The sequence below is a fragment of the Thermophilibacter mediterraneus genome (assembly GCF_900119385.1).
In the GTDB taxonomy this organism is placed as follows: Bacteria; Actinomycetota; Coriobacteriia; order Coriobacteriales; family Atopobiaceae; genus Thermophilibacter; species Thermophilibacter mediterraneus.
Genome location: NZ_FPKO01000008.1, coordinates 147,831 through 162,993, shown reverse-complemented (window position 1 = coordinate 162,993; position 15,163 = coordinate 147,831). Strand labels below are relative to the sequence as shown.

Annotated in this window: 15 protein-coding genes; 13 read left to right on the top strand and 2 right to left on the bottom strand. The window is 71.7% G+C overall.

What is annotated here, in order from left to right; all coding sequences use genetic code 11:
• From BQ7106_RS02920 to hflX, 13 genes are all read left to right on the top strand, one after another.
• Nucleotides 1–1,629: a RodZ domain-containing protein gene (locus BQ7106_RS02920; protein WP_072371018.1), complete on the top strand. Its 1,629-nt coding sequence runs from the start codon at nucleotides 1–3 to the stop codon at nucleotides 1,627–1,629.
• Nucleotides 1,630–1,653: 24 nt separating this feature from the next.
• Nucleotides 1,654–2,151 carry a YajQ family cyclic di-GMP-binding protein gene (locus BQ7106_RS02915; protein WP_072371015.1) on the top strand — a complete coding sequence of 166 codons (498 nt, stop codon included), beginning with the start codon at nucleotides 1,654–1,656 and terminating at the stop codon, nucleotides 2,149–2,151.
• A gap of 69 nt (nucleotides 2,152–2,220) precedes the next feature.
• Nucleotides 2,221–3,489: a 30S ribosomal protein S12 methylthiotransferase RimO gene (gene rimO / locus BQ7106_RS02910; RefSeq protein ID WP_240307434.1), complete on the top strand. Its 1,269-nt coding sequence runs from the start codon at nucleotides 2,221–2,223 to the stop codon at nucleotides 3,487–3,489.
• A 1-nt stretch (nucleotide 3,490) separates the two neighbouring features.
• Nucleotides 3,491–4,084: a CDP-diacylglycerol--glycerol-3-phosphate 3-phosphatidyltransferase gene (gene pgsA / locus BQ7106_RS02905; protein ID WP_072371009.1), complete on the top strand. Its 594-nt coding sequence runs from the start codon at nucleotides 3,491–3,493 to the stop codon at nucleotides 4,082–4,084.
• 2 nt (nucleotides 4,085–4,086) lie between these two features.
• Nucleotides 4,087–4,632 carry a CinA family protein gene (locus tag BQ7106_RS02900; protein WP_072371006.1) on the top strand — a complete coding sequence of 182 codons (546 nt, stop codon included), beginning with the start codon at nucleotides 4,087–4,089 and terminating at the stop codon, nucleotides 4,630–4,632.
• A 195-nt stretch (nucleotides 4,633–4,827) separates the two neighbouring features.
• Nucleotides 4,828–5,922: a recombinase RecA gene (gene recA, locus BQ7106_RS02895; RefSeq protein WP_072371001.1), complete on the top strand. Its 1,095-nt coding sequence runs from the start codon at nucleotides 4,828–4,830 to the stop codon at nucleotides 5,920–5,922.
• 4 nt (nucleotides 5,923–5,926) lie between these two features.
• Nucleotides 5,927–6,610 carry a regulatory protein RecX gene (locus tag BQ7106_RS02890; protein WP_072370998.1) on the top strand — a complete coding sequence of 228 codons (684 nt, stop codon included), beginning with the start codon at nucleotides 5,927–5,929 and terminating at the stop codon, nucleotides 6,608–6,610.
• Nucleotides 6,611–6,851: 241 nt separating this feature from the next.
• A complete protein-coding gene (rny, locus tag BQ7106_RS02885) occupies nucleotides 6,852–8,405 on the top strand; it encodes a ribonuclease Y (protein WP_072370994.1) in 1,554 nt (517 codons plus the stop codon).
• A 43-nt stretch (nucleotides 8,406–8,448) separates the two neighbouring features.
• Entirely contained in the window at nucleotides 8,449–9,492 is a 1,044-nt protein-coding gene (locus tag BQ7106_RS02880; protein ID WP_072372005.1) for an ATP-binding protein, read from the top strand.
• Between the two features lie 105 nt (nucleotides 9,493–9,597).
• Nucleotides 9,598–9,906, top strand: coding sequence for a stage V sporulation protein S (locus tag BQ7106_RS02875; protein ID WP_072370991.1), 309 nt, complete (start codon nucleotides 9,598–9,600; stop codon nucleotides 9,904–9,906).
• A complete protein-coding gene (gene miaB / locus BQ7106_RS02870) occupies nucleotides 9,906–11,273 on the top strand; it encodes a tRNA (N6-isopentenyl adenosine(37)-C2)-methylthiotransferase MiaB (protein WP_072370988.1) in 1,368 nt (455 codons plus the stop codon). Before BQ7106_RS02875 ends, miaB begins: the two co-directional genes overlap by 1 nt.
• Nucleotides 11,270–12,208 carry a tRNA (adenosine(37)-N6)-dimethylallyltransferase MiaA gene (gene miaA, locus BQ7106_RS02865; RefSeq protein WP_072370985.1) on the top strand — a complete coding sequence of 313 codons (939 nt, stop codon included), beginning with the start codon at nucleotides 11,270–11,272 and terminating at the stop codon, nucleotides 12,206–12,208. Before miaB ends, miaA begins: the two co-directional genes overlap by 4 nt.
• Nucleotides 12,201–13,538, top strand: a complete 1,338-nt coding sequence (gene hflX / locus BQ7106_RS02860; RefSeq protein WP_072372002.1) for a GTPase HflX — start codon at nucleotides 12,201–12,203, stop codon at nucleotides 13,536–13,538. The genes miaA and hflX overlap by 8 nt, the downstream gene beginning before the upstream one ends.
• Before the next feature lie 37 nt (nucleotides 13,539–13,575).
• Here hflX and BQ7106_RS02855 read toward each other — a convergent pair whose 3' ends face one another.
• Both BQ7106_RS02855 and lexA read right to left on the bottom strand, forming a co-directional pair.
• Entirely contained in the window at nucleotides 13,576–14,334 is a 759-nt protein-coding gene (locus BQ7106_RS02855; RefSeq protein ID WP_072370982.1) for a heparan-alpha-glucosaminide N-acetyltransferase, read from the bottom strand.
• Nucleotides 14,335–14,338: 4 nt separating this feature from the next.
• Nucleotides 14,339–14,986 (bottom strand): transcriptional repressor LexA, encoded by a 648-nt coding sequence (lexA, locus tag BQ7106_RS02850; protein WP_072370979.1) that lies wholly within the window; start codon nucleotides 14,984–14,986, stop codon nucleotides 14,339–14,341.
• Nucleotides 14,987–15,163 lie beyond the last annotated feature (177 nt).

The window sequence follows — 15,163 nt, the reverse complement described above, 5'->3', positions numbered from 1 at the left end:
GTGGCGCTGCCGCGCTTCAGCGAGGCGCTCGTGACGCGCAGGCACGAGCTCGGGCTCTCCGTGGCCCAGGCCTCCAAGATCCTCAAGCTGCGCGAGGACGTCCTCGTCGCGTTCGAGGAGGGCGACTACGACCACCTGCCCCAGAGCGGCTACGCCCAGGGCATGCTCTCGAGCTACGCGCGCTACCTCGGCCTCAACGCCCGCGAGATCGTCGACCTCTTCCAGGAGGACCTCTACGTCCATCGCACGGGCACCGCGTCGCACGAGCTCAGGCGCCGCACGCGCGACACGCAGGCGGGGCGCGGCATCTCGGGCTACGACGTCGTGAACGAGGCCGGCTCGCGCCCCAAGGCCTACGTCGAGTACCGCCCGCTGCTGCCCACCTCGGGCGGCCCGGCGGGCGACATGGGCTACTTCGCCACGACGGCCCCGGCGCGCTCGCGCTCCTCGGTGCCGCTCGTGGGCTCCGGCGCCCCGGCGCCCGGCACGCGCTCGGCCTGGTCGTCGTCGGCCTCCGACCCGGTGGGCGCCGCCGCGGGCGGGTACGCCGACGCGCGGCGCCGCCCCTACAACAGCGCCCCCGAGCGGGGGCGCGCGCAGGCCCCGGGGCGCCGCCGCCCGGCGCAGCGCCGTCGCGAGCCCGACCAGGCGAGCCGCCTGCTGAGCGAGGGCCAGAGGGGCCCTGAGCGCGGCTACGACCGGCGCTCCCAGGTGCGCTCGGGGCGGCTCTACCGCGCCGACGACGTGAGCACCCGCCGCGTCCGCCCGAGCGACTACACCGACGACATGCGCTACGACGACCACGCGAGCCCCTACGCGCCCGCCTCGACCATCTCGGGCCGGCGCTCCTCGCGCAACATCGCGAGCGTCGAGCGGCCCAACGTGCGCCGCAGGCCGTCCGGCTCGCAGCGCGGCGGCCGCGGCCGCGGGAGGGCGCCGCGCAGGGGAGGCGTCATCGGCGCGCTCGAGGGGTTCTTCTCCGACTCGCCCCGCGCGCTCGTGGCCATCTTCCTGCTGCTGACCGTGGCGCTCACGGCCATCCTGATCTTCTCGGTGAACTCGTGCGTGCGCGGGCCGCAGGCGTCGTCGGACCGCGGCGGCCAGACCGTCGTCGTGAACAACGCCGAGCAGGACTCCGGCGGCTCCTCCGGCGGCGCCTCGTCGACCGACGAGGGCGACGGGGATGCGCAGGGCACGGGCGAGTCCGACGCCTCGGGCGAGGCTGACGCCGACGCCGACGCCGAGGGCGACGGGTCCTCGGGTGCCGACGGCGCTGCGGCCGACGACGCGGCGGCCACGGTCGAGCCCACCGTCGTCGAGGTGACCCTGGAGGACGGCGGCTACTCGTGGCTCGAGATCGTCTGCGACGGCCAGAGCGTCATCGCGGAGGGCACGACGGGCCCCTGGAGCCAGTCGTTCACCGTGCAGGACCAGATAACCATCCAGGTCGGCGACACCTCCGTCGTCACCGTCACCAAGAACGGCAAGCGCGTCGACTTCACCTCGTCGGCGGGCGGCGTGAACAGCGTGACGATCAAGGGGACGCCGCTGCCCGAGGAGGACGCAGAGGGCGAGGGGGCCGCGGGCGACGCGGCCTCGACAGGGGGGACCGCGACCGGCTCGCAGTAGCCGCGCGGCAGAGAGGAGGACATCATGGCAAAGGAATCCAGCTTCGACGTCGTCTCCGTCGTCGACATGCAGGAGGTCGACAACGCCTGCCAGCAGGCCGCGCGCGAGCTCTCGCAGCGCTACGACCTCAAGGGCACGGGGGCCACGCTCGAGCTCTCCAAGAAGGACGGGGTCTTCAAGGTCTCCGCGCCGTCCGAGTTCGTGGCGTCGCAGGTGCGCGACGTCCTGGGGTCCAAGCTCGTCAAGCGCGGCGTCGACCTCACGGCGGTGCGCTGGTCCGACCCGGTGGCGGCGTCGGGCATGAGCGTGCGCCAGACGGGCACCGTCATCCAGGGCATCGACCAGGACACCGCCAAGCGGATCGCCAAGGACATCCGCGACCTGAAGCTCAAGGCCAAGGCCACCGTCGAGGGCGACAAGCTCCGCGTGAGCTCCGCCTCCAGGGACGTCCTGCAGTCCGTCATCGCCGAGCTCAGGCAGCGCGACTACGGTCAGCCGCTCCAGTTCGTCAACTACCGCTAGCGAGGGGGTCACGTGCGCTTTCTCATCGTCACGCTCGGCTGCGCGAAGAACGAGGTCGACTCCGACCGCATGCGGGCGCTCCTGCTCGCGGACGGCTTCGAGGAGACCGCCGAGACGTCCGACGCCGACGTCGCCATCGTCAACACGTGCTCGTTTCTCGCCTCCGCCACGCAGGAGTCGGTCGAGGCCACGCTCGCGCTCGCCGAGGAGCGCGCCGAGGGCGTCCGCTCCTGCCCCATCGTGATGTGCGGCTGCGTGCCGTCGCGCTACGGCGACGCGCTGCGCCCCGAGCTGCCCGAGGTGGCCGCGTTCGTGCGCGCCGAGGACGAGGACGGCATCGTCGGCGTGGTGCGCGACGTGCTCGCCCTCGCCCCCTCCGCGCCCGAGGGCGAGCCCCCCGCCACGCTGCGCACCGTCGAGGGCGCGAGCGCCTTCGTCAAGATCTCCGAGGGGTGCGACCGCTTCTGCACCTTCTGCGCGATCCCCTACATCCGCGGCCGCTACCACTCGCGCCCCGCGGGCGACATCGTCGCCGAGGTGCGCTCGCTCATGGACGGCGGCGTGCGCGAGGTCGTCCTCATCGGCCAGGACACGGGCGTGTGGGGCTGCGACCTGGGGGAGGGCGACACCCTCGCGTCGCTTTTGCGTCGCGTCGCCGAGGCCGTGCGGCCCTACGGCGGCTGGGTGCGCGTGCTCTACCTGCAGCCCGAGGGCATGACCGACGAGCTCGTCGCCACGATCCGCGACGTGCCCGAGGTGCTCCCCTACATCGACATCCCCATCCAGCACTGCTCCGAGCGCGTCCTGCGCGCCATGGGCCGCCCCGGCTCCGCCGACGCCCTGCGTGAGCTCTTCGCGCGCCTGCGCGCCGAGATCCCCGGCATGGTGCTCAGGACCACCGGCATGGCGGGCTTCCCCGGCGAGACCGACGAGGAGTTCGAGGAGCTCTACGACTTCATCGCCGAGCAGGAGTTCGACTACTGCTCCGTGTTCGCCTACTCCCAGGAGGACGGCACCGCGGCCGCGCGCATGGGCGACCAGGTCGACGAGGCCGTGAAGCTCGAGCGCACCCAGCGGCTCGTCGACCTCACCGAGCAGCTCGGCTTCGCCGCGACGGCCTCCCACGTCGGCGAGCGCGTGCGGGTGATCGTCGACGGCGTCGAGGAGGGCGAGGACGGCCCCGAGCTCATCGGCCACGCCTGGTTCCAGGCCCCCGACTCCGACGGGGCCGTCCACATCGCCTGTGGCGAGGCGGCCGTCGGCGACGTCGTGACCGTCGACCTCGTTGACTCGTTCTGCTACGAGATGGTCGGCGAGATCGTCGGGGAGGGGGACTGACATGGCGGGCGAGAAGGACGTGTGGACCCCGGCGAACGTCGTCACCTGCGTGAGGATCGCGCTCATCCCCGTGTTCATGGTCGTCGCCTCGATGGCCGACGGCGCCGCCGACGCCCCGCTCGCGGTGGCGGCGTTCGTCATCTACGCGGCGCTCTCGCTCACCGACAAGCTCGACGGCTACCTCGCGCGCTCCCGCGGCGAGGTGACCGACTTCGGAAAGTTCCTCGACCCCATCGCCGACAAGCTCCTGGTCTTCTCGGCCCTGCTGCTCCTGCTCGACCGCGGCGAGGTCTCGGTGTGGGTCGTCTTCGTCATCCTGGTGCGCGAGTTTCTGGTGAGCGCGCTGCGCATGGTCGCCGCGAGCAGCGGCGAGGTCATCGCCGCCGACGGCCTCGGCAAGGCCAAGACCGCCGTGACGATGGTCTCCCTGTGCGCCTACTACCTCTACTACGCGCTCGCCGCGCTGGGCAACGCCGACCTCGTGGGCATGGTGTGGCTCATCGGGTGGGCCTGCATGATGGCCGCCGTCGTGCTCACCGTGATCTCGGGCGTCCAGTACTTCTGGAACGCGCGCCACGTCGTCTTCGGGAGGTAGCGATGGGGGAGAAGGACCTGCTCTCGGACGACGACGCGCTCTTCGACGCCTGCGCGGAGCTCGTTGCGCTCGCGACCGCGCGCGGCGTGAGCGTCGGCACCGCCGAGTCGTGCACGGGGGGCCTCGTGTGCGGGTGCCTCACCGCCGTGCCCGGCTCCTCGGCCGCCGTCCGCGGGGGCGTGGTGAGCTATGCCGTCGCCGTGAAGCGAGCGGTCCTCGGCGTGAGCGGCGAGGTGCTCGACGACCCGGCGCTCGGAGCCGTCTCCGCCGAGTGCGCGGAGCAGATGGCCCAGGGCGCGCGCCGCACCCTGGGCTGCGACGTGGCCGTCTCCGTGACCGGCATCGCGGGGCCGGGAGGGGAGGAGCCCGGCAAGCCCGTGGGGACCGTCTGGTTCGGCCTCGCGACGCCCGCGGGCGCGCGCGCCCTGAGGCGCCTGCTCCCGGGGGACCGCGCCGAGGTGCGCCTCGGCGCCGTGCGCCAGGCGGTCGCGCTGCTCCGTGAGGGCGTCATGGAGACGGGGTTCTCCGCCGGACGTCCGCGCCCCTAGCGTCCCGGCGCCCCCGCGCGCCCGAGCTGGCCTCCGCCGCCCGCGAGCGGCCCCGGTGCGAGCTGGTCGCGAGTCCGGCGCACGCGCGCCGCGAGCGAGGCGCGAGGGGCCCCTGCTACGCTGCCGTCGTGAGGCTTGACTAAGAACGGATGTTCGTATACCATCACGGCGACACGTCACGGCAGAGGGGACAACATGGCCAAGAGCAAGGGCATCACCAAGGAGATTCACCCCCGCACCACGGGGGAGGAGCGCGAGCAGGTCCTCAAGTCCACCACGGAGGAGATCGAGAAGCGCTTCGGCAAGGGCGCCATCATGAAGTTCGGCGACGGCGGCCCGAGCCTCGAGGTCGAGGCCATCCCGACGGGCTCGATCGCGCTCGACGCCGCGCTCGGCATCGGCGGCGTCCCCCGCGGCCGCATCGTCGAGATCTACGGGCCCGAGTCCTCGGGCAAGACCACGCTCTCGCTCGAGATCCTCGCAGAGGCGCAGGCCATGGGCGGCGTCGTCGCCTTCATCGACGCCGAGCACGCGCTCGACCCCGGCTACGCCGCGCGCATCGGGGTCGACATCGACGAGGTCCTCATCTCCCAGCCCGACACCGGCGAGCAGGCGCTCGAGATCTGCGACATGCTCGTCCGCTCCGGTGCCATCGACGTCGTCGTCGTTGACTCGGTGGCGGCGCTCACCCCGCGCGCCGAGATCGAGGGTGAGATCGGTGACTCCACGGTCGGCCTCCAGGCGCGCCTCATGAGCCAGGCGCTGCGCAAGCTCGCCGGCTCGCTCTCCAAGTCAAACACCACCTGCATCTTCATCAACCAGCTGCGCGAGAAGATCGGCGTCATGTTCGGCAACCCCGAGACCACGCCCGGCGGGCGCGCGCTCAAGTTCTTCGCCTCGGTGCGCATGGACATCCGCCGCATCGACTCCATCAAGTTCAACGGCGAGGTCGTGGGCAACCGCGTCCGCGTCAAGGTCGTCAAGAACAAGGTGGCGCCGCCCTTCAAGCAGGCGGAGTTCGACATCATGTACGGCAAGGGCATCTCCAAGGAGGGCTCGATCCTCGACATGGCGGTCGAGTACGACATCGTGAGCAAGTCGGGCGCCTGGTTCACCTACGAGAAGGAGCGCCTCGGCCAGGGGCGAGAGGCGGCCAAGGAGTTCCTCGCCTCCAACCCCGACCTCATGGACGAGATCGACCATCGCGTCCGCGTCGCGTGCGGCCTCGAGCTCGGCGACGAGCGCGTGGGCGAGGTCGTCGGGCTCGGCGACGAGGGCGAGGGGGCGTAGGCGCGTGGGCCCGCTCGACTGGGAGGCGTCCGCACCCTCCCGCGGCTCGGCGTCCCGCTCCGGCTCGCGGCCCCGCGGCGTCCTGCGCGTGTCCTCTGACGAGTGCGGCGAGGAGGAGCTCGCCCTGCCCGTCGCGGTCGCCCGCCGGCTCGCGGCGCTGCGCGAGCGGGGCGCCGCGCTGCCGGAGGACCGCGCCGCGCTCCTCGACCTCGTGGGCTCCCTGTGCGACGAGTGCGGGCGAGAGCGCGTCGAGGCGCTCCTCGGCCGCCGCGACTACTCCGCGCGCGAGCTTCGCGAGCGCCTCGTGGCCGACGGCTACCCCGCCCGCTCCGCCGACCGTCTCGTCGAGCGGGCACGGGGGTGCGGGCTCGTTGACGACGCGCGCTACGGCGCCGCCTTCGCGCGCTCCAAGGCGCTCGCCGGCTGGGGGCGCCTGCGCGTCGAGCGCGAGCTCGAGCGCCGCGGCGTCAGTGCCGACGACGTCCCGGGCTGGCCCGAGGAGTTCTTCGGCGACGAGCTCTCCCGCGCCCGCGAGCTCGTCTCGCGCCGCCGGCCAACGGGTCGCGGGGACTACGCGCGCACCGTGCGCTTCCTGTGCGGGAGGGGCTTCTCCTACGACGCGGCCTCCGAGGTCGCGCGCGAGTTCGCCCGCCGGGCGGGCGAGACCGCCGAGCGCGGGCGTATTTGACAGGGAGCTTACGCAGAGGCTACGATATGTAGGCTGTTAGAGCGCATTACCGCGCCGGGACCCCGGCGATGCCCATACTCTCGGATCAGTCACGTTTCGGATCAGTCACGCAAGCTTTCCGCATACGCGATATATCTCGGCTATGGTGCCGTGTCTGCGCCTCTGATGGCTCCGCCCGCGGCGCCTCTGTGCCGCGGTCCCCCGAACCACGAGCAAACATCGCAACATCTGAGGAGCAGGCATGGAATTCATCATCGCAGGGGTCGTCGGCCTGGTGGTCGGCGCCGCAGTCGTCTACTTCATCCTAGCCGGCAAGAGCGGCTCGCGCCTCAAGGACGCCGAGGCCCGCCTGGCCGGGGCCCACGACGAGGCCCAGCGCATCGCCGAGGAGGCGCGCCGCCAGGCGGAGAGCGCCAAGAAGGAGGCCATCCTCGAGGCCAAGGAGCAGATCCTCACGCTGAAGCAGGCCTCCGAGGCGGAGGAGAAGAAGCGCAAGCAGGAGCTCCAGGGCCTCGAGAACCGCATCATGCAGCGCGAGGAGTCCCTCGACCACAGAAACGACGCGCTCGACCGCCGGGAGCACCAGCTCTCGAGCCTCCAGGGCCAGCTCGACCGCCGCAAGAGCGACATCGACGAGATGGTCGCCCGCCAGACCACCGAGCTCGAGCGCATCGCCGGCCTCTCCACCGACGAGGCCCACGACGAGCTGCTCGCCCGCGTCCGCGCCGACTCCGTCCGCGAGGAGGCCCAGATCCTGCGCGAGGCCGAGCAGAGCGTCCGCGCCAAGGCCGACAAGACCGCCCGCGAGATCATCTCCACCGCGATCCAGCGCTGCGCCGCCGACCAGGCCGGCGAGATCACGGTCACCTCGGTCCACATTCCCTCCGACGACCTCAAGGGCCGCATCATCGGCCGCGAGGGCCGCAACATCCGCACCTTCGAGCAGGTCTCCGGCGTCTCGCTCGTGATCGACGACACCCCCGAGACCGTCGTCCTCTCGAGCTTCGACCCCGTGCGCCGCGAGACCGCCCGCGTGGCCCTCGAGAACCTCATCGCCGACGGGCGCATCCACCCGGCCCGCATCGAGGAGCTCTACAAGAAGGCCGAGGCGCTCGTCGCCGAGCGCGTCCGCGAGGCCGGCGAGCAGGCCGCCTTCGACGCGGGCATCCACGACCTGCACCCCGAGCTGGTCAAGACCCTCGGCGCGCTGCGCTACCGCACCTCCTTCGGCCAGAACGTGCTCTCGCACTCCGTCCAGGTCTCCGCGCTCTGCGGCATCATGGCCTCCGAGCTCGGCCTCGACGAGGCGCCCGCGAAGCGCGCCGGCCTGCTGCACGACCTCGGCAAGGCCATCGACCACGAGGTCGAGGGCCCGCACGCGGTGATCGGCGCGGACCTCGCCCGTCGCTACGGCGAGCGCCCCGAGATCGTCCACGCCATCGAGGCGCACCACGCCGACGTCGACCCCGACACCGTCCTCGACGTCCTCGTCCAGGCCGCCGACGCCATCTCCGCCGCGCGCCCCGGCGCCCGCCGCGAGTCGGCCGAGAACTACATCAAGCGCCTCGAGAAGCTCGAGGAGATCTCCAACGCCCACGACGGCGTGGAGCGCACCTACGCCATGCAGGCGGGTCGCGAGCTCCACGTCATGGTCGAGCCCGGCAAGGTCTCCGACGCCCAGGCGACGGTGCTCGCGCACGACATCGCCAAGCAGATCGAGGACGAGATGGAGTACCCCGGCCAGGTCCGCGTCGTGGTGATCCGCGAGTCCCGCGCCGTCGACGTCGCGAAGTAGCTGAGCGCGCGTGCCGGGCGACCTCGCTGACTTCGTGTCCGCCATGGGCGGCGAGCGGGCGCTGCGCGTCGAGGAGAACCTCGGCGAGGGCTACGTCCGCCTCCGCGTCGCCGAGGCGGAGCGCAGGCAGGCAAAGCACGACGTCCGCTGCGTCGAGGACGCGGTGATCGAGATGCTGCGCAACGCGCGCGACGCGGGCGCGCGCCACATCTACGTGGCGACGAGCCGCGAGGGCGACCTGCGCACGGTCACGATGCTCGACGACGGCTCGGGCATCCCGGGGGACATGCACGCGCGCGTCTTCGAGGCGCGCGTCACCTCCAAGCTCGACAGCGTTCGCATGGACCGCTGGGGCGTCCACGGCCGCGGCATGGCGCTCTTCTCCATCCGAGAGAACGCGGTGAGCGCCGAGGTCATGTCCTCGGCGCCCGGGAAGGGCGCGGCCATCCGCGTGGTGACCGATGCCCGCGAGCTGCCCGAGCGCGCCGACCAGTCAACCTGGCCGACCGTCGAGGCGGGGGAGGACGGCGCGCTCGCCTGCGTGCGCGGCCCGCACAACATCGTGCGGACCTGCTGCGAGTTCGCGCTCGAGGAGCGCGCCGCGTGCGAGGTCTACCTCGGGTCGCCCGCCGAGGTGGCTGCCACCGCCCGCGCCCGCGCCGCCTCCACCGTGGACGGATCGGAGCTGCTCTTCCTCGACTCGCTCGACTCGCTGCCCGTCCTGGAGCGCCTCCGCGCCGCGGCCGACGCCGCGGACCTGCGCGCCCAGGCGGCCGCGCTCGGCCTCGAGATGTCGGAGCGCACCGCTCACCGCATCGTGTCGGGGCAGATTCGCCCGCTGCGCGGCGTCGTCGCGCGCCTCACGCACCGCTCCGCCCCGTCGAGCGGGCCCCGCGAGGTCGACCTCGTGCGCGACCGCCGCGGCCTCAAGATCTCCCGGGAGGACGTCGAGGAGTTCTCGCGCACCATGGAGCGCGACTTCGCCGTCCTCGCGCAGCGCTACTACCTCTCCCTCTCGTCCGACCCCAAGGTCCGGGTCGGGCGCCGCAAGATCACCGTCACCTTCGACCTCGAGGAGAGCGACTAGCCCCGCCCGCACTTCTCAAACCAGGCACCAACCTATAGAATTCTTCAGGAACTCATGGACCACATACGCAGCAGCTCATGGGAGCCTCGCAGCAGGAGACAAGACATGGACTATCTCAAGGTGTCGAGCAAGTCGTCGCCGGCCTCGGTCGCCGGCGCCATAGCCGGCCTCGTCAAGGACGAGGTCCCCGTGAACATCCAGTGCGTCGGCGCGGGCGCGGTCAACCAGGCGATCAAGGCCGTCGCGATCGCGCGCGGCTTCCTCATCCCCACGGGCGTCGACATCTCCTGCGCGCCGACCTTCTCGGACATCGAGATAGGCGGGGAGAGCAGGACCGCCATCCGCATCGCCGTCTACGTCCACCGGCTCGTCGCGCCCGCCGCGACGAGCGCCGCGCCGGGGCAGGTGTCGTGATGCAGACGCCCCCCGTCCTCGTCGGCAAGACCTACTGCGTCAGGACCTTCGGCTGCCAGATGAACCTCCACGACTCCGAGCGCGTCGCCGGCCTGCTCGACTCGTGCGGCTGCATCTGCGTGGACGACCCCGACGGAGCCGACATCGTCGTCTTCATGACGTGCTGCGTGCGCGAGAACGCCGACCAGCGCCTCTACGGCCAGGCGTCTGCCATGGTCTCCGCGCCCACGCCGCCCTCCGGCAGGCGCGTCGTCGCCATCGGCGGCTGCATCGCCCAGCGCGACGGCGAGCGCATCCGCGAGCACATCGCCTGCGCCGACGTCGTCTTCGGCACGAGCGCCCTCGCGAGCCTCCCCGGCCTCCTCGCCGAGGCCTTCGCGGACGACGGGCGCGCGGTCGAGGTCGACACGGTCGAGGAGGGGAGGCCCTTCTCCACCGACCTCCCGAGCCGCCGCGCGAGCGCGTTCCACGCCTGGGTGCCCATCATGACGGGGTGCAACAACTTCTGCACCTACTGCATCGTCCCCTACGTCCGGGGGCGCGAGAAGAGCCGCACCATGGAGAGCGTGGTCGCCGAGGTGGGCGCCCTCGTCGCCGACGGCGTGCGCGAGGTGACGCTGCTCGGCCAGAACGTCAACTCCTACGGGCGCAGCATCTACGGGGAGCCCCGCTTCGCCGAGCTGCTGCGACGCGTCGCCGACACGGGGGTGGAGCGCATCCGCTTCACCTCCTCGAACCCCAAGGACCTCTCCGACGAGACCATCGCCGCCATGGCCGAGCTCCCCTCGGTCATGCCGCACCTGCACCTCGCGGTCCAGAGCGGCTCCACGCGCGTCCTTCGCGCCATGAACCGCAGCTACACCCGCGAGGAGTACCTCGGGCTCGTGTCTCGCCTGCGCGCCGCCGTGCCCGGCCTCGCGCTCTCGACCGACATCATCGTCGGGTTCCCCGGCGAGACCGAGGAGGACTTCCTCGAGACGCTCTCCCTCGTGCGCGAGGCCGCCTTCTCGTCCGCCTACACCTTCATCTACTCGCCGCGCCCCGGCACCCCGGCCGCCAAGATGGTCGACGACACGCCCCACGAGGTCATCCAGGAGCGCTTCGACCGCCTCGCGGCGCTCGTCGCCGAGCAGGCCCACGACGCCAACCAGGCCGACCTCGGCTCGCTCGCGAGCGTCCTGGTGGAGGGCTCGTCCAAGCGCGACGAGGGCGTGATGGTGGGCCACTCCGAGAAGAACCAGACGGTGCACTTCGGCGTGCCCGAGGGTCTCTCCGCCGCGGACCTCGTCGGCAGGATCGTCGACGTGCGCGTCGAGGAGGCGCGGACGTGGTACCTGCGCGGCACCGTCGAGGGCGACGCCCGATGAACCTTCCCCGCGTCGCCTGCATCGTGGGGCCGACCGCCTCGGGCAAGAGCGCCGTTGCCGAGCTCGTGGCGCTCGCGCTCGGCTCGTCCGTCGTCTCCGTCGACGCGATGCAGGTGTACCGGGGGATGGACGTGGGCACCGCCAAGACCCCGGCCGCCGAGCGGCGCTGCCCGCTGCTCATGGTCGACGTTGCCGACCCGCTCGAGGACTACTCGGCGCAGCGCTTCCAGGCCGAGGCGCGCGCCTGCGTCGACCGGCTGCTCTCCGAGGGCCGCGTCCCCGTGCTCGCGGGCGGGACCGGCCTCTACCTCAATGCCGTGATCGACGAGATGAGCTTTCCCGCGGGCGAGAAGGACGGCGAGCTCCGCCGGCGCTACGAGGCGCTCGCCCGGGAGGAGGGGCCGCTCGCCCTGCACGGCCTCCTCGCCTCGCGCGACCCCGCGAGCGCGGCGCTCATCCACCCCAACAACGTCCGGCGCGTCGTGCGCGCTCTCGAGATGCTCGACGAGGGCACCTCCTACGCCGCCCACCACGAGGGGCTGCACGAGCGCGACGCGCACTACGATGCCCTCGTCTGGGGACTCTCGATGTCGCGGGAGCGCCTCTACGCGCGCATCGACGGCCGCGTCGACCAGATGGTCGCGGCGGGCCTCGTCGACGAGGTGCGCGCCCTCGCGGCCCGCGGACTCTCCCCCGAGCTCACCGCCGGCCAGGCCATCGGCTACAAGGAGGTCCTCGAGGCGCTCTCGGGCTCCTGCACGCTCGACGAGGCGGTCGAGCGGGTCAAGCTTCGCACTCGGCGCTACGCCAAGCGCCAGCTCTCGTGGTTCCGCCACGACCCCCGCGTGCGCTGGATCGACCTCGACGAGGTCGACTGCGAGGAGGCCGCGCGCCGCATCGTCGCGGAGCTGGGGGAGGGCGGTGCACGTGGGTAGGTTCGTCCCGCGCTCGACGGCCCCGGTCCCCGAGCGCGCCATCCTCGTCGGCGTGGACCTCGGGCGCTCGGAGTGGACCTGCGAGGAGTCGCTCGCCGAGCTCGCGCGCCTGGCGCAGACCGACGGCGCCGAGGTCGTGATGACGATGTCGCAGCGCCTCGACGCTCCCGTGCCCAAGACCTTCATCGGGAAGGGAAAGGTCGAGGAGCTCTGCCACCACGTCCGCTCCCTCGAGGCCGACGTGGTCATCTTCGATGACGAGCTCACCCCTTCCCAGCAGGCCAACCTCGAGAAGATCGTGGGCGAGCCCGTCAAGATCATCGACCGCACGGCGCTCATCCTCGACATCTTCGGGGTGCACGCCAAGACCCACGAGGGCCGCCTCCAGGTGCAGCTCGCACAGCTCCAGTACGTGCTCCCGCGCCTGCGGGGCATGTGGAGCCACCTCGTCGGCGAGCAGACGCGCGGCGGCATCGGCAGCCGCTTCGGCCAGGGCGAGAGCCAGCTCGAGGTCGACCGCCGGCTCGTCCGCGCCCGCATCTCAACGCTCAGGCGCGAGCTCGAGCGGCTCGAGCGCCGGCGCGGGGTGCAGAGCAAGGCGCGGTGGGACTCCGGGGTGTACCGCGTCGCCCTCGTGGGCTACACGAACGCCGGCAAGTCCACCCTGCTCAACCGGCTCACGGGCGCCGACGTGTACGTCCGCGACGAGCTCTTCGCCACGCTCGACCCCACCACGCGCTCGCTCGACCTCGAGGAGGGGCGCAAGATCACCATCACCGATACGGTCGGCTTCATCCAGAAGCTCCCGACGATGCTCGTGGAGTCCTTCAAGTCGACGCTCGCCGAGGTGCGCGCGGCCGACCTCGTGCTGCTCGTCGTGGACGCGTCAGACCCGCACCGCGAGCTCGAGGTCGAGGCGGTGCGCTCCGTGCTCCGCGAGATCGGCGCCGACGGCATCAGGAGCGTGACGGTGCTTAACAAGAGCGACCTGCTCGACGATGACGCCCTGCGCGAGGCGCAGCGCTCCCACCCGGACGCGCAGGTCATCTCGGCGCTCGACGGCGACGGCATCCGCGGCCTGCTCTACCGCATCGCCAAGGAGGCGTCGGAGGGGAGCGTCACCATGACGGTGCTCGTGCCCTACGAGAAGGGCCTCCTCATGAAGATGGTCCACGAGCGCTGCCAGGTCATGCGCGAGAGCTACGTCCAGGGCGGCCTGCTCGCGACCGTGAGGGCGGACGAGCGCATGGCGCGCACCCTCGCGCCCTACGTCGCGGCGGACGACGAGGGCGGCGCCGGGGCCGAGGGGGGAGAGCCCTCCGACGCCTAGCCGCGTCCCGCGTCGGCCGCCGGCTCCTTGGGGCGGGTCAGGCGAGGAGGGTCGTCGCGAGCAGCAGCGCCGGCTGGTGGACGACGTAGACAGCGAGGGCGTGGCGGCCGAGGAAGGTCAGTGGCGCGCAGCGTGCCTCGCACGCCCACCGCGGGTAGCCGCGCCGGGCCCAGAGGCCCCCCATCGCCGCGCCGGCGAGGTAGAGCATGAGGTAGGGGAGCAGCGGGTAGTAGTCGCCCGAGGCGAAGCCGGGTCCGGGGAAGCCGAGCCACGCGAGCCACGTGGTCTCATAGGGCCAGGAGGGGAGGTCGACGGCGAGCGCCCCGATCCCAACCTGGCCGTGGGGGACCTCCCTCAGCAGGAAAAACGCGACGACGAGCAGCGCCGCGGCGACGCGGCCGCGGGGCATGATGCCGAGCGCGTCGAGCCCCGCGGCGACGAGCGTGCACGCTGCCATGCAGTAGATGATGCCAAACGAGATGGGCGTGTCGACCGCCGCAAGGGACGTGACCGCCCAGATCGCCAGGGCGACCGCGCCGTACTGCGCGCCGCGTCGAAGGTTGGAGCGCGAGAGCGGGCACATGCAGCCCGCAACGAACAGGAACGTCCATGAGATGCTCGCGCGCCACACGTCCTCGAGGGGCGGACGGAACCAGGGGAGGTCGACCCTCGAGAGCTGCGTGAGGTCGTAGCAGAGGTGGAACAGCACCATCGAGGCGACCGAGAGGCCCCTCACGACGTCGAACACGCCCACGCGCGCCCGCGGCGCGGCGACCTGCGCTCCCGACTCCTCCATGAGCCTACGAGATGGACCTGATCAGCGCGGTGACCCTGCCCAGGATGACGGGGTTCTCGACGTAGATGGGGTCCATCGCGTCGTTCTCCGGCTGGAGGCGGATGCGGTCCCGCTCGCGATAGAACGTCTTGACCGTCGCCGAGTCGTCGATGAGGGCGACCACGATCTCTCCGTCGCGGGCCTCGCGCTGCTCCTTGACCACGATGTAGTCGCCGTCGAAGATGCCCGCGTTGATCATGGACTCCCCGCGGACGCGCAGCACGAAGGAGCTCGCGTCGCTCACGATGGAGGTGGGGAGGCTCAGGCTGTCCTCGATGTTCTGCTCGGCGAGGATGGGCGTGCCGGCGGCGACGCGTCCCACGAGCGGCAGCGTGATGACGTCACGGTCGACGTCCTGGGTGACGCTCGCCAGGGGCTGGCCGTCGGCGGAGGGGCGCTCCATGACCTCGATGGTGCGCGGCTTCTTGGAGTCGCGCTTGATGAGTCCGTGCTCCTCGAGGACCTTGAGGTGCATGTGGACCGTCGAGGGGGAGGCCAGCCCGACGGCCGCCCCGATCTCGCGGACCGAGGGCGGGTAGCCGTGCTCCTCGGAGTAGGTCTTGATGAAGTCGTAGATGGCGAGCTGACGCTTGCCGAGCTTTCCCCGTGCCATGGCCTTCCCTTCTCTCTGCCCCTATCTTAGCGCCTCGGGCGCGAATCTGCAAACATCTGTTCGTTTTCTCTTGACACGAACAACTGTACCACCATAATAGGGTACACACGTTCTGATTGCACGCACGAATTCTGTCCGGCGCGGAAGATATAACCGTCTCGAGAGAAGAGACGAGAG

Excerpts from the sequence above, each read along its gene's own strand:
- BQ7106_RS02915 (WP_072371015.1), top strand. The coding sequence starts at position 1,654 with ATGGCAAAGGAATCCAGCTTCGACGTCGTCTCCGTCGTCGACATGCAG.
- rimO (WP_240307434.1), top strand. The coding sequence starts at position 2,221 with ATGCGGGCGCTCCTGCTCGCGGACGGCTTCGAGGAGACCGCCGAGACG.
- pgsA (WP_072371009.1), top strand. The coding sequence starts at position 3,491 with ATGGCGGGCGAGAAGGACGTGTGGACCCCGGCGAACGTCGTCACCTGC.
- BQ7106_RS02900 (WP_072371006.1), top strand. The coding sequence starts at position 4,087 with ATGGGGGAGAAGGACCTGCTCTCGGACGACGACGCGCTCTTCGACGCC.
- recA (WP_072371001.1), top strand. The coding sequence starts at position 4,828 with ATGGCCAAGAGCAAGGGCATCACCAAGGAGATTCACCCCCGCACCACG.
- rny (WP_072370994.1), top strand. The coding sequence starts at position 6,852 with ATGGAATTCATCATCGCAGGGGTCGTCGGCCTGGTGGTCGGCGCCGCA.
- BQ7106_RS02880 (WP_072372005.1), top strand. The coding sequence starts at position 8,449 with ATGGGCGGCGAGCGGGCGCTGCGCGTCGAGGAGAACCTCGGCGAGGGC.
- BQ7106_RS02875 (WP_072370991.1), top strand. The coding sequence starts at position 9,598 with ATGGACTATCTCAAGGTGTCGAGCAAGTCGTCGCCGGCCTCGGTCGCC.
- miaB (WP_072370988.1), top strand. The coding sequence starts at position 9,906 with ATGCAGACGCCCCCCGTCCTCGTCGGCAAGACCTACTGCGTCAGGACC.
- miaA (WP_072370985.1), top strand. The coding sequence starts at position 11,270 with ATGAACCTTCCCCGCGTCGCCTGCATCGTGGGGCCGACCGCCTCGGGC.
- BQ7106_RS02855 (WP_072370982.1), bottom strand. The coding sequence starts at position 14,334 with ATGGAGGAGTCGGGAGCGCAGGTCGCCGCGCCGCGGGCGCGCGTGGGC.
- lexA (WP_072370979.1), bottom strand. The coding sequence starts at position 14,986 with ATGGCACGGGGAAAGCTCGGCAAGCGTCAGCTCGCCATCTACGACTTC.